The organism is Cyclobacterium sp. 1_MG-2023 (genome assembly GCF_030546805.1).
Lineage (GTDB): Bacteria > Bacteroidota > Bacteroidia > Cytophagales > Cyclobacteriaceae > Cyclobacterium.
Genome location: NZ_JAUOPC010000003.1, coordinates 76,502 through 95,963, shown reverse-complemented (window position 1 = coordinate 95,963; position 19,462 = coordinate 76,502). Strand labels below are relative to the sequence as shown.

At 38.8% G+C, this 19,462-nt stretch carries 18 protein-coding genes; 10 read left to right on the top strand and 8 right to left on the bottom strand.

Annotated features, from left to right (window positions below):
• Position 1: 1 nt before the first annotated feature.
• A complete protein-coding gene (locus Q4534_RS05080) occupies positions 2 to 670 on the top strand; it encodes a 3-oxoacid CoA-transferase subunit B (protein ID WP_303612090.1) in 669 nt (222 codons plus the stop codon).
• A 57-nt stretch (positions 671 to 727) separates the two neighbouring features.
• Positions 728 to 1,069 carry a gliding motility protein GldC gene (gene gldC / locus Q4534_RS05075; RefSeq protein ID WP_303612089.1) on the top strand — a complete coding sequence of 114 codons (342 nt, stop codon included), beginning with the start codon at positions 728 to 730 and terminating at the stop codon, positions 1,067 to 1,069.
• Positions 1,070 to 1,155: 86 nt separating this feature from the next.
• On the opposite strand, the gene Q4534_RS05070 is transcribed toward gldC, so the two are convergent.
• Entirely contained in the window at positions 1,156 to 1,362 is a 207-nt protein-coding gene (locus Q4534_RS05070; protein ID WP_303612088.1) for a hypothetical protein, read from the bottom strand.
• A gap of 250 nt (positions 1,363 to 1,612) precedes the next feature.
• Here Q4534_RS05070 and Q4534_RS05065 point away from each other — a divergent pair, with 250 nt between their 5' ends.
• From Q4534_RS05065 to Q4534_RS05055, 3 genes are read left to right on the top strand one after another with little or no spacing between them, the layout of a single operon-like run.
• A complete protein-coding gene (locus Q4534_RS05065; RefSeq protein ID WP_303612087.1) occupies positions 1,613 to 4,504 on the top strand; it encodes a carboxypeptidase-like regulatory domain-containing protein in 2,892 nt (963 codons plus the stop codon).
• A 13-nt stretch (positions 4,505 to 4,517) separates the two neighbouring features.
• Complete coding sequence (locus tag Q4534_RS05060; protein WP_303612086.1) at positions 4,518 to 5,984, top strand: SGNH/GDSL hydrolase family protein; 1,467 nt, start codon at positions 4,518 to 4,520, stop codon at positions 5,982 to 5,984.
• Between the two features lie 5 nt (positions 5,985 to 5,989).
• Positions 5,990 to 6,586: a nucleotidyltransferase family protein gene (locus Q4534_RS05055; RefSeq protein ID WP_303612085.1), complete on the top strand. Its 597-nt coding sequence runs from the start codon at positions 5,990 to 5,992 to the stop codon at positions 6,584 to 6,586.
• Between the two features lie 132 nt (positions 6,587 to 6,718).
• Here Q4534_RS05055 and Q4534_RS05050 read toward each other — a convergent pair whose 3' ends face one another.
• Positions 6,719 to 7,471 carry a glucosamine-6-phosphate deaminase gene (locus Q4534_RS05050; protein WP_303612084.1) on the bottom strand — a complete coding sequence of 251 codons (753 nt, stop codon included), beginning with the start codon at positions 7,469 to 7,471 and terminating at the stop codon, positions 6,719 to 6,721.
• Between the two features lie 454 nt (positions 7,472 to 7,925).
• Between Q4534_RS05050 and Q4534_RS05045 the strand changes: the two genes are divergently transcribed.
• The gene (locus Q4534_RS05045) at positions 7,926 to 9,086 is read left to right on the top strand and encodes an acyltransferase family protein (protein WP_303612083.1); all 1,161 of its coding nucleotides are present in this window, start codon (positions 7,926 to 7,928) and stop codon (positions 9,084 to 9,086) included.
• Positions 9,087 to 9,264: 178 nt separating this feature from the next.
• Here Q4534_RS05045 and Q4534_RS05040 read toward each other — a convergent pair whose 3' ends face one another.
• Complete coding sequence (locus tag Q4534_RS05040; protein WP_303612082.1) at positions 9,265 to 9,726, bottom strand: GAF domain-containing protein; 462 nt, start codon at positions 9,724 to 9,726, stop codon at positions 9,265 to 9,267.
• A 110-nt stretch (positions 9,727 to 9,836) separates the two neighbouring features.
• On the opposite strand from Q4534_RS05040, the gene Q4534_RS05035 reads away from it, so the two are divergent.
• The gene (locus Q4534_RS05035) at positions 9,837 to 10,547 is read left to right on the top strand and encodes a 16S rRNA (uracil(1498)-N(3))-methyltransferase (protein ID WP_303612081.1); all 711 of its coding nucleotides are present in this window, start codon (positions 9,837 to 9,839) and stop codon (positions 10,545 to 10,547) included.
• Positions 10,548 to 10,575: 28 nt separating this feature from the next.
• Here the strand turns inward: Q4534_RS05035 and kdsB are convergent, their stop codons facing one another.
• Positions 10,576 to 11,310: a 3-deoxy-manno-octulosonate cytidylyltransferase gene (gene kdsB, locus Q4534_RS05030; RefSeq protein ID WP_303612080.1), complete on the bottom strand. Its 735-nt coding sequence runs from the start codon at positions 11,308 to 11,310 to the stop codon at positions 10,576 to 10,578.
• A gap of 186 nt (positions 11,311 to 11,496) precedes the next feature.
• Between kdsB and Q4534_RS05025 the strand changes: the two genes are divergently transcribed.
• Positions 11,497 to 13,359 (top strand): CocE/NonD family hydrolase, encoded by a 1,863-nt coding sequence (locus tag Q4534_RS05025; RefSeq protein WP_303612079.1) that lies wholly within the window; start codon positions 11,497 to 11,499, stop codon positions 13,357 to 13,359.
• A gap of 168 nt (positions 13,360 to 13,527) precedes the next feature.
• Positions 13,528 to 14,076 (top strand): ferritin, encoded by a 549-nt coding sequence (locus Q4534_RS05020; RefSeq protein WP_303612078.1) that lies wholly within the window; start codon positions 13,528 to 13,530, stop codon positions 14,074 to 14,076.
• A gap of 147 nt (positions 14,077 to 14,223) precedes the next feature.
• On the opposite strand, the gene pncA is transcribed toward Q4534_RS05020, so the two are convergent.
• The 3 genes from pncA to Q4534_RS05005 form a co-directional block, all read right to left on the bottom strand.
• Positions 14,224 to 14,856: a bifunctional nicotinamidase/pyrazinamidase gene (gene pncA, locus Q4534_RS05015; RefSeq protein ID WP_303612077.1), complete on the bottom strand. Its 633-nt coding sequence runs from the start codon at positions 14,854 to 14,856 to the stop codon at positions 14,224 to 14,226.
• The gene (locus Q4534_RS05010) at positions 14,846 to 16,327 is read right to left on the bottom strand and encodes a nicotinate phosphoribosyltransferase (RefSeq protein WP_303612076.1); all 1,482 of its coding nucleotides are present in this window, start codon (positions 16,325 to 16,327) and stop codon (positions 14,846 to 14,848) included. Before Q4534_RS05010 ends, pncA begins: the two co-directional genes overlap by 11 nt.
• 62 nt (positions 16,328 to 16,389) lie before the next feature.
• Positions 16,390 to 17,211, bottom strand: coding sequence for a DMT family transporter (locus Q4534_RS05005; RefSeq protein ID WP_303612399.1), 822 nt, complete (start codon positions 17,209 to 17,211; stop codon positions 16,390 to 16,392).
• Between the two features lie 157 nt (positions 17,212 to 17,368).
• On the opposite strand from Q4534_RS05005, the gene Q4534_RS05000 reads away from it, so the two are divergent.
• Positions 17,369 to 17,812 carry a peroxiredoxin gene (locus tag Q4534_RS05000; protein ID WP_303612075.1) on the top strand — a complete coding sequence of 148 codons (444 nt, stop codon included), beginning with the start codon at positions 17,369 to 17,371 and terminating at the stop codon, positions 17,810 to 17,812.
• A 282-nt stretch (positions 17,813 to 18,094) separates the two neighbouring features.
• Here the strand turns inward: Q4534_RS05000 and Q4534_RS04995 are convergent, their stop codons facing one another.
• Positions 18,095 to 19,438, bottom strand: coding sequence for a Gfo/Idh/MocA family protein (locus Q4534_RS04995; protein WP_303612074.1), 1,344 nt, complete (start codon positions 19,436 to 19,438; stop codon positions 18,095 to 18,097).
• Between the last annotated feature and the right edge of the window lie 24 nt (positions 19,439 to 19,462).

The window sequence follows — 19,462 nt, the reverse complement described above, 5'->3', positions numbered from 1 at the left end:
CATGCTAAGCAAAAAACAAATCGCTCAGAGAATCGCCAGTGAGATCAAAGACGGTCAATACATTTACCTAGGAATAGGGATTCCTTCTTTGGTTGCCAACTATCTTCCAGAACAATTACAAGTGGTTTTCCAATCAGAAAATGGTTTATTAGGCATAGGTCCATACCCTGAAAAAGATAACATGGACCCCGACCTAATCAACGCAAGTAAGGAAACCATCTCCATGGTAAAAGGCTCCTCATTATTTGATTCAGCAGAAGCATTTGCCATGATAAGAGGTGGACATATAGACCTATCTATTTTAGGCGCATTAGAAGTTTCTGAAAATGGTGACATCAGCCATTGGAAAATTTCATCCGGTCTTATCAAAGGAGTGGGTGGAGCCTTGGATTTAGTGGCCTCCGGGGCCAAACTTTATATTGCCATGCACCATTGCCACAAGGATGGCACCTCAAAACTTCTGAAGCATTGCAAGATGCCAATAACCGGGATAAAATGTGTCCAGAAGATATTTACTGACTTGGGCGTATTTACTATATTACCTGAGGGAGGTTTTAAACTTTGTGAAAGAGCTCCTGGTGTAAGCATAGAAGAAATAAAAGCCAAAACCGAAGGAAGACTCGTTGTAAAAGGAGAAATTAAAGAAATGGAATTGTTTGACAATGAATAGTGAAGTCCCTTTGCGATTTCTTTCTTAATTTCGCATGCATAAATAGAATAATAAAAAATGAAAAAATCTGAAATTAAGTTTACCGTTACTCTAGACGACAAAAATTTACCGAAGAGTATAGAATGGGATGCTACAGACAAGGAAAGTGAAGGGCAAGAATCAACAAGAAGCATTAGCTTGAATGTTTGGGATACACTAAATCAAAGTACTTTAAGAATTGACCTTTGGACAGAAGATATGTCCGTCGCCGAAATGAAGAGATTCTACATTGATATTTTGGGTGGTATGGGGCAGAATATACTTAACAGTACTGGAGATGAATATTACTCAGAAGAAATAAAAGCCCTTTGTGATCGTTTGGTAAAACATGTAAATGAAGAGAACGAAAAACAAAAATAATTTACTAGGCAATGTAGCGCATACACTAGGATAAGCCCATGGGTTTATCCTATTTTTTTTCTCCCAACATCTGGCTCTAAATAATTTTAAGCAATAGACCTTCTATTTGAAGCTAAAATCCCCTCAAAATAAGCCACTTCGTTGCTTTTTTCAATTTCTCCATAGCGATGCTTTACTAAAGTTTCCAACCAGCCTGATTTTTTTGTGATTGCATCCCTGCCCGAAAACAAGGGAAATCCTATTGCATAATCCGGGAAAAACTGTTTTAATCCAGGCCTGTTTTTATCCATCACATTTTAATAAAGAAATTACTTAGAAAGTAAAGCGCAATGTTTAAAAAAACAAATCGCAAACACACAACTAGGAGAATAGTAATTGAAACATCCTATTATTTTACAAATATTATCGTAAATTAATAGAAACATATGATTGGACAACATCCCATTTCTATTACTTAATCCGGGATTGTCTTTTTAAGTAATATTGAAGTTGAACAATAAAAGTAAATTTTAACTTTCAATTAACACCTAAACCCATAGTGCCATGAATACTAACCAACAACGAAAGGGTTTCCGTTATAACTCCCTATTGATTGGGCTATTGTTGTTATCAATAAGTTTCACTTATGCTCAAGAAAACACTACGATAAGTGGTACTGTCAAAGACCAAGATACCGGAGAAACCTTGATAGGTGTAAATATACTTGTAAAAGGTAAAGTTTCCGGGACCATAACTGATGTAAATGGCGAATTTTCTATCACAGTAAGCTCCCCTCCTCCACTCACCTTAATTTTTTCTATGGTGGGCTTTGCCAGCCAAGAAATAAATATTACTTCAAGCAACCCTCTTCCTTTAGAGGTAGTTCTTTCAGAACAAACCTTTCTGGGTCAAGAAGTAGTCGTTTCAGCATCCCGAGTAGAAGAAAGTATCCTTCAATCACCCGTTTCCATAGAAAAAATGGATATTTTAGACATTAGGGAAGCTCCAGGCGATTCTTATTACAAAGCCATTTCAAACTTGAAGGGGGTAGACGTCACCAGTTCATCCATTAATTTCCAAATCTTAAACGCCAGAGGTTTTAATTCGACAGGGAACACTAGGTTTGTGCAGCTCACAGATGGCATGGACACCCAAGCTCCCTCATTAAATTTCCCTATTGGCAACCTCAATGGGCCTTCTGAACTTGATGTAGAAAGTATCGAGTTTATACCGGGTGCTTCTTCTGCCCTATATGGCCCCAATGCTTTCAACGGCATACTTTTGGTTAATAGCAAAAACCCTTTTGAATACCAAGGCCTGAGTGCTTATTATAAGCAAGGGATTAACCATATAGGCACTGCATCAGGCGAACCAAGTTCTCCTCAACCCATGTATGAAGGTGCCATAAGGTATGCCAAGGCCTTCAATAACAAATGGGCTTTTAAAATCAGCGCTTCTTTTATGCAAGCCGAAGACTGGTATGGCACCAATGCCACAGATTTAAATGCGGTATCTCAAGGCGACCTTCCCTTCAATCCCGGGGCAAATTTGGTACATACCTTTGGCGATGAAGTATCCAATAATATTGGACTCTTTAGGAATGTCAGTGCCTTACAGCAACAAGCAAACCAGCTAGGATTAGGTGCTTATATTGGTAGCATCCCGGATCAGGTAGTTTCTAGAACCGGCTATCCGGAGAGAAACCTGGTTGATTATGGAGCAAGCAATTATAAAGTCAATGGTGCATTACATTACCGTATCTCAGATAATGCGGAGATTTTCTACTCTTTAAATTACGGCTCAGGTACTTCAATTTACACGGGCGCCCAGAGGTATTCTCTGAATGAATTCTTTATTACGCAACATAAATTAGAACTTAAAGGAGACAATTATTTCATTCGGAGTTATACAACCAGAGATAATTCAGGGAAATCCTATATTTCAGATTTAAACGGAATTTTAATTAATGACACTTGGAAAGACAATTCTACTTGGTTTGGAGAATATACACTCAATTATTTAGGAGCGCTTGCCAATCAACAAGTTGCACCCGGAAGCTTAGGAACCATAGAACAACAAACTGCAGCTCACCAGTTTGCACGGCAACAAGCGGATAGTGGAAGGTATCTTCCCGGAAGTACTGAATTTAATAGCACAGCTCAAAACATAAGTGGTGATTATATTCCCAGCGGTTCATTGTTTTATGACCGATCAAGAATGTACTTAACAGAAGGCCAGTATGATTTTAAAAATGAAATAGATTTTATGGACCTTCAGATTGGTGCATCCTATAGAATCTACGACCTTCGATCGAATGGAACCATCTTTGCCGACGGGGAAGGCAATGATATTACCATCTCAGAAATTGGTGGTTATGCCCAAGCCACTAAACGCCTATTGCAAGAGAAATTAAAGTTAATTGGCTCATTGAGGTACGATAAAAATGAAAACTTTGAGGGCCAGTTTAGTCCCAGGATTTCAACTGTTTTCACGGAAAACAATCACAATTTCCGACTGTCTTACCAAACTGGCTTTAGGATGCCTACCACCCAAGCCCAACACATTGATTTGAATGTGATTTCAGCTCGGCTAATTGCCGGTTTACCATACTATAGAGATAAGTATAAGATATTTGAAAATGGATATTCTTTGGCTTCAGTTCTGAATTATACCGCAGCAGTAGCGGAGGGTGCCAGCCCAATTGGCTCCACAGCCACAGGTTTATTGGAACCCGTAACCTCCCTTCCTGCCTTAAGGCCTGAAAAAGTTAAAGCCATAGAGGCAGGTTATAAAGGTTTGCTAATGGACAATAGGCTATTGATTGATTTTGCATATTATTACAACCGATACAATAATTTCATCTCACAAACCGCCATAAGGAAAGCTCCAGGGCCGGTTTTTCCAGGCGCTGAACCCGGCTCCGACCAGGGAGCAATTAATGCTGTCAATGCACCAAGTCTTCTTACCCCTATCACCACTCCAGGGCAGGAAAACACCTTTCAGACCTATACCAATATCGTAGACAGAGAGGTGCGTGCGCATGGATTGGTTTTAGGTGTCAATTTTAATTTACCGAAAAATTTCACCATAGGTGGAAACTACAACTACAATGAACTGCTCACAGAATTTGAAGCAGGATACCTTTCGGAGTTTAACACTCCTAAACATAAAACAAATATCATCTTCGGTAATCGAAAACTAACAGATAAACTAGGGTTCAACTTGGCCTATAGATACCAATCTGCTTTTAGGTGGGAGTCTAGTTTTGCCAGAGGAAATGTGCCGGAAATACATAATTTAGATGCCCAAATTTCTTATAAGGTTAAGTCCATAAAGTCAATATTAAAATTAGGAGGATCCAATGTACTTAACAACCGGTACTATCTGAATTTTGGCGGGCCTACCTCAGGAGCCATTTACTACCTATCCATCACCTTTGATGAACTGTTGAACTAAACCAAAAAAAACCATGAAACGATATAGCTTACTTTTCAATTATTTGGCCATTGGTTTGTTATTTTCATGCCAATATGAGTTTCCTGAGCCGGATCAATTGAGCCCCGATTCCGGCCAAGCAGATTTTTCCAAAATGGTGACCATTGGTAGTTCTATTACCGCCGGAGTAATGGATGCAGCCTTGTACAATCGCTCCCAAGTAAACTCCTATGCTGTGATATTGGCCAAGCAGATGAAAGAAGCCGGTGGTGGAGATTTCAATGTTCCAGATATCAACGCAGAAAATGGTGACTTGATCCTTAGCCCCACAGGAGGAGCACTGGGACGATTAATCCTTACCCTAAATCAAAATACCGGTAGCATATTGCCTACCCCAGTAGTTCCGGGAGATGCCCTCACGGCATTTTCAGGAGACAAAACAGCTTTAAACAATTTTGGGGTGAACGGCCTTACCTTAGCCCAAGCTTTACTTCCCGCTTCCGGTAATATTCAGGAACCTGCAAATCCTTTATTCAATCCCTATTATGCGCGATTTGCCAGTGACCCAGGTAATTCAACACCTATAGGAGATGCTGCATCGGCCTTGACAGATGGCGGTACATTTTTCGTATTTTGGTTGGGGAAAAATGACGTTTTACCCTACGCCCTTACCGGAGGCGCCATTCCAGAACTATTAACGAGTGAATCGGATTTCTCCCTTCGGTATCAATCTGCTTTAAGCACTATGTTACAAGCAAGCACTGAAGCTAAGGGAGCTGTAGGCAATATACCAAACATCAATGAACTGCCTTATTTTAGTACGGTTCCGTGGAATGCTTTACCCTTGGACAATTCCTTGGCAGGTCTAGCCAATAGTGTTTTTACAGACTATAACAATGGTCTCGACAATCTGGTTACAGCCGGAATGATTAGCGATGCTGAAAGAGATTTACGAAAAATAAATTTCTCTGCCGGACAAAATGGATTTGTGATTGATGACAAAACTTTAGCTGACCTTTCAGAAATGGGTCTACCTTCAATTAGGCAAACCAATGTTAATGACAAGGTTGCTTTGACTACCGGACAAATTTTGGGCCTAAGCCCCGGGGAGGATCCCACTTTAATTTATGGGGTTACAGTGCCAATTGCCGACAGCTATATATTGCTTCCTGCCGAACAGGACGAAATGGAGGCCCAAATTAATGCTTTCAATCAAATCATCGCGACTACTGTATCAGCAAACGAGGACCGACTGGTATTGGTAGATACGAAAAACCTTCTGGAAAGAATCGGGCAAGGTTCTGTAACTGCAAATGATATAGCCATCTCCAATTCTATCTCACCTCCATATGGCGCTTTTTCCACAGATGGTGTGCACCCAAATGCCCGTGGAAGTGCTGTGGTAGCGAACCATTTTATTGAAGCCATCAATGATAAATGGAATAGCACCATACCAATGGCCAATCCAAATGCTTATATTGGTAATGACCTTCCCCGTTAATTGTTATGAAGATAGGTACCATTATATTGGCTGCAGGAAATTCCAGCAGGTTAGGCAAGCCCAAACAGCTAATCCCCTATAATGGGATTAGCCTCCTGCAAAACATTGTGAACATGGCATTGGAGGCAACTAATGGTCCGGTATTGCTTGTAGAAGGGGCAGGCACCTATCCCTTAAGACCAAATCCTAGGTTAAAAAAAGTGGTGAATAATAAATGGGAAAGTGGGATGGGAAGTTCAATAAAATTAGGCTTAAATACGCTAGTAAACCAAGGGAATATAACACAGGTATTGGTGCTATTATCAGATCAACCATTCGTAAGTATAGAACTAATCAAGAGCCTAATTCGCAAGAAAATTGAAAATCACACTGCAATTGTTGCTTCTTTTTATCAGGAGGCGCCGGGAGTACCTGCTATTTTTGATCAATCTGTATTTCAGCAATTAAATTCAATTCCCGATGAAGGTGGGGCAAAAAAACTGCTGTTAAGCAATTCCAAGCAATTGTCCTTGGTTAGATTTGATGAAGGCAATATTGACATTGACAGCCCTGAAGATTTAGAAGCATTTAAAAATTCAGATTGGGAGTATTTTAGTAAATAAGTCCAAATTACGCTTCAATAGCTAAAAATGAGCCTATGCTACATAAATTCAATTGCCACAAGTGTATTTCATCAGGCTCATACATATTAAGCCCCGTAAAATACCACTTGTGGCAAATTAAGCTTGAAGATATTAGTTTACGGTAACTGAGGCATCTAATAGTGAAGCTGCTGCTTCATCCAAATAGACACCACAGTCAGGATGATTCTGCAAAATACTTGCTGGATATTCGGGACTAACCTCGTTTTCAAGACAAGCTTTAACTGCTTTGGCTTTTCTTTCATCCGGCACAGAACAAATGATTTTTTTGGACTTCATGATCTGTTGGATAGACATACTAATCGCTTTTGTAGGCACATCTTCCAAGGTTGGAAACCATCCCTCTCCAAATTGTTGCTGACGACAAGCAACATCAAGATCTACCACCAAGTAAGGTGTTTCAATATCAAAATCAGCAGGAGGATCATTGAAAGCCAAATGTCCGTTTTCACCAATGCCAACCATGGCTACATCTATTGGCGATTTACTTATAAGCTCATTGAGGCGACTGGTTTCTTCAATTGGATCTTTTTCTCCATCAATTAAGTGGTAAGCTTTCAATTGACCAACTTTATCCAAAAATCTTTCTTTTAAGTATTTTCGAAAACTTGCTGGATGGGTGATGGGTAAATCTAAGTACTCATCTAAATGAAACATGGTGACTTTACTCCAATCAATTTCCTTATAAGTTAATATTGTTTCAATGGTTTCAAATTGACTAGTCCCGGTAGCCAAAATTATATTTGCTTCCCCATTTTCTTTAATAGCTTCTAAAATAGCTTCAGCAGCATGATCTCCTGCCAACTTACCCATTTCAGTCGGGCTTTTTCGATTATAAATCTTCATTTAATTAGGTGTTTTTTAATTGATATTGAATTGACCATATAGAGCCAATTCATTTTTAGGTTAAATACAAATAGTTAAAAATAAATTGAATATTGATCCTGATTATCAGGCAAAATATTGATATACACTTGAGGTAAACTATCAACTTTCATCAGTTTTTTGATTTTTCATATTTCTTCGCTAAAATCAGCTAAAGGTTTTAATTGGTCTTTAAAAGTTAACTTAAAGAATCATAAGGCCTTCACATATTTTTCACTGTTTAGTGTAATTATTTGACACAGTATTTTTTGCACAATAATATTATTATACCATATATAAATAAAATCTACAACTAATTTCTCCAAATAAATTGTAACTAATGAAAATTAATTAGCTTTTTTATTTCATAAATTTAGAATAAATTGGCACTTTAAGGTATTCAATTAACTCGTCCAATTTACTGAAAGTCTTTGTCATGGCAAACACTCCCTTCAATCAAAAAGAATCAGCGTTAAATGCTCCAACATCTTCCTCTCCCCAAACATCTAAAAGACTACTCTCTATTGATGCATTAAGAGGTTTTGATATGTTATTAATCGCAGGAGCCGGAGCCTTTTTGGTATTATTAAAAGATAAAACCGGTATTCCTGCTATAGACTGGATTGCCGGACAATTCTACCATCCTGCTTGGAATGGATTCTCATTTTATGACTTTATCTTCCCACTATTCTTATTTATTGCCGGAGTTTCGTTAACGTTCTCATTAAATAAAGGAAGAAAACTTGGAATGTCCAAACCAACCCTTTATAAAAAAACATTTTCGAGAATGTTGGTACTCATTCTTTTGGGAATTTTATACAAAAACTCGCCTGTTCCTATTTTTGAACCTTCTCAAATTAGGTATGGCAGTGTGTTGGGCCGGATAGGAATAGCTACTTTTATAGCCACCTTCGTGTATTTAAATTTTGATTTCTATAAAAGGTTAGGCATTGCTATGGCCACCCTACTGGTATATTATGCAGCTTTATTCCTAATTCCTGTTCCCGGTTATGGTGCCGGAGATTTGAGTATTGAAGGAAATTTAGTAGGATGGTTTGACCGCACATTTATGCCGGGTATATTAAAGCAGGAGATCTATGATGAATTGGGCCTATTGACCCAAATACCGGCCCTCTGTCTAACAATTTTCGGTACCTTAGCTGGAGAAATCCTCACTAAAGCTTGGTTGGACTCAAAAAAAATTAAACAACTGGCTGTTGCTGGGGTAATCGGCATCATTTTAGCTTTAATTTGGGACTTGCACTTCCCTATTAATAAACATCTTTGGAGCAGCTCTTTTATTCTCCTGACAAGCGGAATGGCATTCCTAACCTTACTATTGTTCTATGTGGTAATAGACGTATGGAAAATTAGAAAATGGGCATTTTTCTTTCAGGTGATTGGGCTAAATTCCTTGACCATTTACTTTGCCTTTAGCTTTATCAATTTCCGTTTTACCAGTGAAAAACTATTTGCAGGCCTTTATGCCCCACTTCCTGAAGAATGGCATCCGGTTTTTCAAGCCTTTGGAGCACTACTTTTGGTCTGGATATTTTTGTACATATTATACCGCTTGAAAATTTTCGTAAAGGTTTAGCAAGGATAAAACGCTTGACTTATCGAGCACTAATACCCATATAAATAATATATCCCCTTCAGCATAGCTATCACCAACAAGGTAAACGGCAGTTCGAAGGGGATTTTATTGACCTAATCAACTTAACCAATAAGGAAGAGATAGGCCTTCAATTACCTATTTCGGATTTTATTTAAGTTTAATTTATTTTTTGTGCGATGGCGGAGGCGATCCTCATAAGTGCACTTGTTTCTTCATCATTAAATTCATATGGATCCTTTTTGGCAATGCCTAAAGTTCCATAAAGTTTTCCTTTAACAATCATTGGGGCTGTAATGGCTCCTTCCACTTTTGTATCTTTTGCGCCGGGTCTTACCACTCCTGAATCATCGGTTTGGAGATTACAAACTTGAACTGCTTCCATTCGCTCCGCAGCTATTCCTGCCATTCCTTTTCCAACCGGAATTGTACTCATTTTAGGCAATAAAAAATCAGGAATTCCCACTTGCGCTTGAAGTTCCAAAAGTCCTGTATCCTTATTCAGTACATGCAAGGTACCTGTAACACAATCAAAAGCAGAAAGAATCTCTTCCAGCCAGGTCTGCCAAGCTAAATCATTCGCTGAAAGAATTTTTTGGGTTAGGTCAGATTTAGTTTCCATTATAAAATTAATTTCGTTTTCAATCAAAATATTTCTATTACAATAATAAACAAATCCTATTTAACCTTTAAGGTTAATTTTATAAATTCGAAGGAATAAACAACAATGCCATGCAGCTTTTTTATGAAGAGGAGATTAACGGAGAGGTATTTACTTTGGACCCACAGGAATCCAATCACTTAGGAAAGGTTCTAAGAAAAAACATCGGTGATACCGTCTTATTTACAAATGGTAAAGGGTCTTTGTTTACCTGTCAAATTGAAGACAATAATCCTAAAAAATGCCGGCTTAAGATTGTAGAGCAGCTTTTCACACCCATGGAGAAATTCCATATCCATTTGGCCATTGCCCCCACCAAAAATATCGACCGGATGGAATGGATGCTTGAAAAAATCACCGAAATAGGTTTCAATGAAATCACATTTTTGAAAACTGCCCACATCGAAAGGACAAGATTGAAATTAGACCGTCTTCAAAAAAAGCTTATATCAGCTTGTAAACAAAGTTTTAAAACCTGGTTGCCTGAAATTAACCCTATTGTAGACTACGATAAATTTATTTCTGATCCTGCTTTTCATGCACATGAACGATTTATCGCTTACGTTGACAAAGACAATGATCAACATCTGATGCAACAAGCCTCTATTGGGCAGTCTTACCTTGTCTTAATCGGTCCTGAGGGAGATTTTAGTCCTGGAGAAATTACTTTAGCCATAAACAATGGTTTTAAACCCAGCTCTTTAGGAAAACACCGCTTAAGAACAGAAACTGCCGGTTTGGTAGCCGTTCATACTTTGAATTTATTGAATTTAGAAAAGTAATGCCTAAATGCACCTGTATAGTAGGTATTTACGAAGAATGATTTTTATCGTAATAAACGAGGGCTCGCTCTAGGTCTTCAGGTACATCTATGGCAACAGCCTGATGGTGGGTAGCCACCATTTTAATGCGAATACCGTTTTCTAATAACCTCAATTGTTCTAGCATTTCAATATTTTCCAAAGAAGACTTTTCCCACTTGGTAAATGCCATCAGCAAGTCCTTTTTATAAGCATATATCCCTATATGTCGAAAATACTGAGGCGAAGAAGCTTCATTTCTTTTGAAAGGAATTGGAGAACGGCTAAAGTAAAGTGAGAAACTTTCCTGATCAGTGACCACCTTTACAATATTTGGATTGTTTATCAAGCTCTGTTCAGAAATGGGCGACATCAAAGAAGCCACTTCCACCTTCTCATCTTCGAAGGCATGCACGAGGTTGGAAAGGGATTCCCTGTCTTGAAAGGGCTCGTCTCCTTGCACGTTTACAATAATATCAGCGTCAATTGATGCAGCAGCCTCAGCTATCCTATCTGAACCACTTTCATGTGCCTTTTGGCTGAAAAACACTTTACCTCCTTCATTTCTAACAGCTTCCGCAATGGACTCATGGTCGGTCACCACCATCACATCGTCAAAAACATTGGTGGCCATGGTACTCAAATAAGTTCTTGCAATCAATGGCTTTCCTCTTAAATCTGCTAATAATTTTGCAGGAAAACGTGTGGCTCCAAACCGTGCAGGAATTAAAGCAATGGTCTTCATTTACTTAATTTACAAATTAAACTTTCACTGGATATCAGTGATTTACCCTTTTAAATTTCTTAGATTCTATCCAAAATCAATGAAATAAGAATTATATTAACAGCAAAGCTAAGCAATTTGAGGGCAATTAAGGGTAAAAAATAATATCTTTATTAAAGCCTAAACCCCTAACAAAATAATATGGTCATGAAACACTGCTTCAAACCTCTGGTCTTATTCTCTATATTTTTGCTGACCACAAACCCGGCATTATCACAAGTTGGTAACAGGTATGATAAAACAGAATATGACATCCCTATGCGGGATGGCGTTCATCTGCACACCATCGTCTACAGCCCTAAAGACTTATCCCAGCCATTTCCGATATTGATGCAAAGGACACCCTATAGCGCCGGCCCATATGGTTCAGGAAATATGAAAAGCAAGCTTGGTCCTTCTCAGTTTTTAATGGACGAAGGATATATTTTTGTCTACCAAGATGTGAGAGGTCGTTGGATGTCGGAAGGGTCCTATGACAATATGCGCCCCACCCTATCAAAGTCAGAAAGAAATTCCAACCAAATAGACGAAAGCACCGACACCTACGATACCATAGAATGGTTGCTCGCCAATATCAATAACCACAATGGAAAGGTAGGCATATGGGGAATCAGCTATCCGGGGTTTTATAGTGCCGCCGCACTTCCCTTTGCCCACCCCAACCTTATAGCCGTTTCACCTCAAGCCCCTATAGGGGATTTTTACTTTGATGATTTCCACCACAACGGTGCTTACTTCTTAAGTTATTGGTTGGCCACTTCAGTTTTCGGCTACCAAAAGGAAGGACCAACCCAGGAAGCTTGGTATGGCATGGTGAATCCGGAAACAAACGATGGCTATCAATTTTTTATGGACATGGGGCCTTTAAAAAATGCCAATAAATGGTATGGTGAAGATAATTTTTTCTGGCAACAATTAAAAAACAATCCGGATTACAATGCTTTCTGGCAGAAGAGAAGCATTATTCCGCATTTAAAAGAAGTGAAACCTGCAGTATTAACTGTTGGAGGTTGGTTTGATGCCGAAGATCTCTATGGCCCACTTACAATCTATAAAACCATCGAAAAGAATAACCCTAACACCAATAACACCATAGTTATGGGGCCTTGGTCTCATGGTGACTGGTCTAGAGAACGTGGGCCTCAGGTTATTTCTAATATTTATTTTGGTGATTCTATCTCCACATGGTACCAAGCAAATATAGAACGTGTTTTTTTCAATCATTACCTTAAGGGATCCGAAACGGGCAAACCGGCTCTTCCAGAAGCGTATATGTTTGATACCGGAAGACATAAATGGGAAAAATTCGAAGAATGGCCTCCAAAAGAAAGTCAATGGAAAAGCTTTTACTTTCAAGAAAAAGGGGGACTTTCTGATACCACTCCGGAGGGAAATAGATTTACCACTTTTACTTCAGACCCCTCCAACCCTGTTCCTTACAGCCAAGATATCAAGCTTAACTTTACGCCAAGAAAATACATGGCAGATGACCAGCGATTTGCAGCCAGAAGACCGGACGTACTGACCTTTACGAGTGAAGTATTAAGCCAGGACATGACACTTGCGGGGGAGGTTATGGCAAAATTAAAAGTTGCCACTTCTCAAACGGATGCAGATTGGGTAGTTAAAATCATTGATATTTTTCCCGGAGACCAACCTAACCATGCTTATGTTTTAGATGGAGTTGACATGGGAAATTACCATCTTATGGTTCGTTCGGAGGTTATCAGAGGAAGATATAGAGAAAGTTTTGAGTTTCCAAAACCCTTTATACCCGATCAAATAACTGCTATAGATTTCAGTTTACAGGACCTTTTCCATACTTTTAAGAAGGGTCATAAAATACAAATTCAAATTCAGAGTACTTGGTTTCCACTGATTGATCGCAATCCCCAGAAATATGTACAAAACATTTTTGAAGCTGATGAGGAAGACTTTGTCAAAGCCACCCATAGGGTTTTTCATACCGAAAAGTTTGCCAGCAAAATTGAGGTAATGGTCCTTCCTTAGAATTAGAATGTTTTAAAATTAATATTTGTAGCAAAAGATTGGTTTGTCGGCAGTTGATTTTAACTATCTTTATCTTAAAATACAGTGCAGTAAGAAAAAAGGCAAATGCCAACTCTTTTATGATTTTATAATAAAAGAATAGTTGCCCAACTAAAAAAGAGGAAACTTATGAATATCAAGGAAAAAGAAATTGTGACCTTAAAAAGGTCCTTATTGATGGATACTGAGGAAAAGCTAAACAAACAAGTGGAAATGGAAGGCAAATCATCTGCCTACTACCTTTCCATGGCTTCATGGGCTGAAATGCAAGGATTTTCCCATTCTGCGAAATTTCTCTATGACCATGCTGAGGAGGAAAGAGGCCATATGCTGAAATTGTTTAGGTATATAAACGAAGCCGGTGGACATGCGATACAACCTGAGATTACAGATATCAGGCAGCATTTCAACTCTTTAAGAGAAGTATTCGAATTGATACTGGAACATGAAATAGAAGTTACTAAATCCATAAATAACATTGTAGATCATTGTTTCAATGTTAAGGATTTTGCCACTTTTAGTTTTATGCAGTGGTATGTGACAGAACAACGTGAAGAAGAAACCGTTGCAAGACGCGCTTTAGAAATTTTTGATATTATTGGTGAAGAAGGCGTTGGTTTATGGACCATCGACCAAGAAATGGGCAAATTGCATGCAACCAATGATTCAGAGGTTTAGGTAAATTGAAACTTATTTATTGAAAAAAGCCATCAGAATCATATTCTGATGGCTTTTCTTATTACCTATAAGATTAGCAATTTAGAACTCCGGCTTTTAATTTCACCAAACACTTCTGAGGTCAACTCACTTATTTTAATATTATGCTCAAAGCAAATCATCACTTTGAAGCAGCACAGCCCCCTTCTTCTCCATTTCATTGAAAGCATCCAAGGTATCATTGGCAGCTAAATTGACTCCTTTTGTGGCATCTGTAATCAAAAAGGTCTGAAAACCTAAATCTAAGGCGTCCATTACAGTGAACTTCACACAGTAATCGGCAGCTAGACCTGTAACAAATACCTTTGCTATCTTCTTGCTTTTTAGGTAATCCCCCAATCCGGTTTGTTCTTTCCTGCCGTTGTCGAAAAATCCACTGTAGGAATCAATTTTCGGATTGGTCCCCTTCTTAAAAACTTCACGCCAATTATTATGATCTAATTCTTGATGAAAAGCTGCTCCAAAAGATTCTTCCACACAATGTGTAGGCCATAAAATTTGCTCAAGACCATTTAAACCAACAGTTTCCCCCACTTGTTTACCTTCATGGTTGGCTGCAAAACTTCCATGATTTGAGGGGTGCCAGTCTTGGGTAGCCACGATGAACTCAAAATTTTCTTGTAACTTATTGATCACAGGTATCACTTTATCCCCATCATTTACCGCAAGCGCACCACCCGGCAAAAAGTCATTTTGCACGTCCACTATAATAAGAGCGCTATTATTGAGATCAATTGCCATTGTCCATAGATTTAGCTTTAAGCACCAAGGCTGTTCTGAATTCGTGTAAACTTGCCTCAAGCCCAACCGGATAGATGTGGGGATTGATCAACCTCTTATGGGTTTTATCAAAGATGGCAAGCCTATCTTGTGTCCTTTGTCGAATCTGCTGAATACTGGGCCGCTCATATACTTTCTTACCATTGACAAAGATTGGTTTAAGCAAAACCTCAGCTTCTGCATTCCCTACGGAGATTTTCTTTCTTCGGGTAGGATCTATGGGGTCAATTATCGTCACTTTATCTCCCTGTTGCAAACCTTCTAGGTAAATCATGTCCGCTATTGCCTTTCCATTTGCAGAATACCTCAGTACATTGTGATGGCCGGGAATATTAATTTTTATGGATTGTTGAGACAATTTTATTTTAGGGACCCATTCTCCATTTTTACTTTTTAATGCGGACAATTTATACACAGCACCTAAGGCAGGTTGGTCATAGGCAGTAACCAGCTTGGTCCCTACTCCCCAAACATCAATTGAGGCCTCTTGCATTTTCAAAGAGGTAATAATATGCTCATCCAAATCATTGCTTGCCACAATCTTAACCTCTGGAAAACCAGCCTCATTTAGCATTTTCCTGGCCAAATTACTGAAATAAGCTAAATCTCCGGAATCGATTCTAATTCCTTTCAATGCTTTGCCTCTCTTTTTTAACTTCTCAGCAACTTCTATTGCATGTTTGACTCCTTGAACAATATCATAGGTATCCACAAGCAAAATGGTATTGTCAGGAAAGGTTTCAGCATAAGATTCGAAAGCTGCTAATTCATTTTCAAACGACATAATCCAACTATGGGCATGTGTCCCGGAAACCGGAATGCCAAATAGCTTTGCGGCCATCACATTTGAAGTGGAAGAACAGCCTCCAATATAAGAAGCCCGGCTAGCAGCAAGTGCCCCATCTATTCCTTGAGCCCTCCTTAAGCCAAACTCCATCACAGGGTCTCCATTGGCGGCTAAGACCATTCTTGCTGCCTTGGTAGCAATTAAAGTTTGAAAATTAATGATATTCAATAAGGGTGTTTCCAATAGTTGACACTGTATGAGTGGGCCCCTTACCCTTACCATAGGCATATTGGGAAAAACAACTTCACCTTCTTCTACTGCATCTATGTCACAGCTAAAGGTCATGTTTTTCAAATAGTCAATAAAACCACTTTCAAAAACCTTATCCCCTTTTTCGTCTTTCATTTCAGCCAGAAAAGCTAAATCATTGTCGCCAAAGGTCATATTGCGACAATAATCAATGATATAATCTAATCCGGCAGCTATCGTAAATCCACTTTGGAAAGGATTTTTCCTAAAAAATAGATTGAAGATGGCTTCTTCCTCTGCTTTTCCCGCTTTCCAATAGGCATAGGCCATGGTAAATTGGTAATAATCAGTTAATAAAGTCAGAGAACTGTGGTAAAGGTCTTTGGTTATTTTCATAAAAGTGATGCTATAAATTTCAAATTTACAGGTTTAAGCGGCTTAAACCACATTTTAAGCCATTATTTTACCTCGGCTTTCCTGGCATACAAAAAGTTTAAGATCACACCGGTAAGCACCAATAACATCCCTCCATAAGTATACAGGTTATAGGTTTCTTCAAAAAGAACATATCCGAATCCAAGCGCAAAAATTATTCCAAGGTAATTTAAATTAGACACCTTGGCCAAATTAGCATTTTGGTAAGCAATGGTCATAAAATACTGGGCTAGCTGAGATAAAACTCCTACCAAAAAGAGGAAAGCCCAATCCCACCCTTCAGGTTGTTTCCAGTAAAGCATACTTATTAATCCGGCAATTGGAATGGTTACAAGTGGAAAATAAAACACGATAACCAAGGGGTGTTCGGTATTTTTTAGTCTTCTGATCACGTTATAGGCCAAACCGGAAAACAGAGCTGAGGTAATACCAATTACCAAAAACAAACCATTAATTCTCGGGTCAAATCCTTCTATCATTATCACTCCGGAAAAGGCAATGGCAAAAAACAAAAACTGCTTGGGTTTGACTTTTTCTTTGACGATAAAAATCCCTAAGATACTTGTAAAAATTGGGCCTAAATACTGAATGGTTACAGCACTCGCTAAAGGAATATTCTGCAAGGTGTAAAAAAATGTAATCAAGCCTATAGAACCAACGATACCCCTTATTACCAAAAGCTTCTTATTATTCCCAAAAACAGGGACTGATTTTTTCTTTAAGATAAGGTAACTGGCAATAAAACTAAATACGGATCGAAAGAGAATAATTTCTATGGCCGGAATATGGGGCAAGGTCTTTACAACTACATTCATTAGTGCGAAAAAACACACAGCCAGCAACATGTGCTTTACACTTGAATTACTCAAAATAAACGTTTTAAATAGTGAATAAAAATTCCCCCAATAAAAGTCCTTTTTGTATAAATTGGTTCCGAAAAAAAGATAAAAGCAGGAAAAGAAAACTATTTCTATCAAAAATTGTTTGACTAACTAAAAAAACATGGGATTAAGAAAAGGTCAAAAAGCACCGGACTTCACATTACCTTCTACTTCTGGTTCAGATTTTAAACTTTCAAGGGATTTTTTTGGTAAAGCATGTGTAATCTATTTTTATCCAAAAGATTTTACCGGCGGATGTACGGCTCAGGCCTGTGAATTCAGAGATCAATTTGAAGAATTCAGAGATTTAGATTTGCCGGTAATTGGGATCAGCAGGGACGATATGGAAACACATCTTCGTTTCAAAAAATCCAATAAATTACCATTTGAATTGCTTTCTGATGTCTCCGGAGAAGTATGTAAAAAATACGATGCCTTGGTACCAATTATAGGCATTCCAAAAAGAGTAACTTATCTGCTAGACAAGGGGCATGTGATCCAGGATGAGTTCCAAGACATGTTCAATGCAAAAGCACATATTAAAAAGATGCTTGAAAACTACTGAGCAGGTCCGTTACCTGCTTCTGGAATTAATAGGGCCAAGGGCATTAATTTCATGGGGACATCATTTCAATATCAGTCATTTTTGGGTTGTTTCCGACCCTTTTTGGGAGTCTATTAAGTCTTGCGGTGTTAAGCAGTAGCCTCCAAATAAACTTATTTTCTTCTGCTTACACCCCATATGTAAAACAACAGGACAAGTTACTATTAATGCTTGGAATTACTCTAGCTAAAATACTACAAAGACAATAAAAAAAGGGATGCAATTGACATCCCTTTTTTGCTTTTATACTTTAGGTAATTTCCAACCATTGTTGTAGTTGGCTTTAATTAACTTATTGGCTTTTCCACTTGTAAACTGTCCTTTCTCTGCATCCCAATAAATTTTCTCGCCCAATTTATAGGCGATATTTCCCATATGAGCATTGATTGCCGCTACGGAGCCTGTTTTGATTCCACAGTGGAGCAAAGACGGATCATTGGCTTTCATGGCTTCCACAAAGTTTTTGCTATGCATTCTTTGAGCAGGCCACTCCGGCTTGACAAGTTCTAATGCTTCAATTTTCTCTTTTTTCATGCCATTGACATTTTCGGTTTCAGCAATGACTTTCCAACCGCCTCTATTGACCACCAGTGTACCATTGTTCCCAATAAAGGCGATGCCTTCAGTGGTTCCGTAATTTCCTCCATCTATTCCCGTTGCATGTTCCCATAGCATATTAAAACCATCGTATTCATATACTGTTTGAAGGGTATCCGGCGTTTCAGAAGCATCATCAGGATAGGCCAATTTACCACCTGATGCCATCACTGATTTAGGCGCACTTACCCCCATGGCATATAGGGCTATATCAATTTCATGCACGCCCCAATCTGTCATCAATCCTCCTGCATAATCCCAAAACCAACGAAAGTTAAAATGAAACCTGTTAGCATTGAAAGGTCTGTCAGGAGCCGGACCAAGCCACATCTTATAATCAACACCTGCAGGAGGCTGGCTGTTGGGTAATTGGGGGACAGGATTCATCCATCCTTGGTAGGCCCAAGTTTTGACCAACCTAATATTTCCCAGCTTGCCGGATTTAACCATCTCTATGGCCTGGGCATACTGAGAACCACTACGTTGCCATTGGCCTACTTGCACCAATTTACCGTACCTATCCGCAGCCTTCACCATCAGGTTACATTCTTCTATGGAATTAGCCAAGGGCTTTTCGGTATAAGCATGTTTACCTGCAGAAAGGCTATCAATCAAATTCAAACAATGCCAATGATCCGGAGTCCCAATGATTACTGCATCTATATCAGGATCTTCAAGCATCAGCCTGTAATCCTTGTACTGTTTTGGCCTTTTCCCTCGAAGCTTGTACACGTCTTCGGTACGTTGATCCAAAACACTTTGATCCACATCTGCCAATGCTACACAGTTGACTTCAGGAATTCTTAAGTGACTGTGCATATTTGACCAGCCCATTCCCTTGCAGCCAATTAACCCAAAGTTAATTTGATCATTGGCTCCCACACGTTTAGACCGTGCATTTAAATGCTCTGCAGACAATAGGTTGGGTAAGGTGGCCAAGCCTGCCGAAGTAAGAATTGATTTATGAATAAATTTTCTTCTGGAGTTCATCGTTAATTTTAATTATTAGAATGG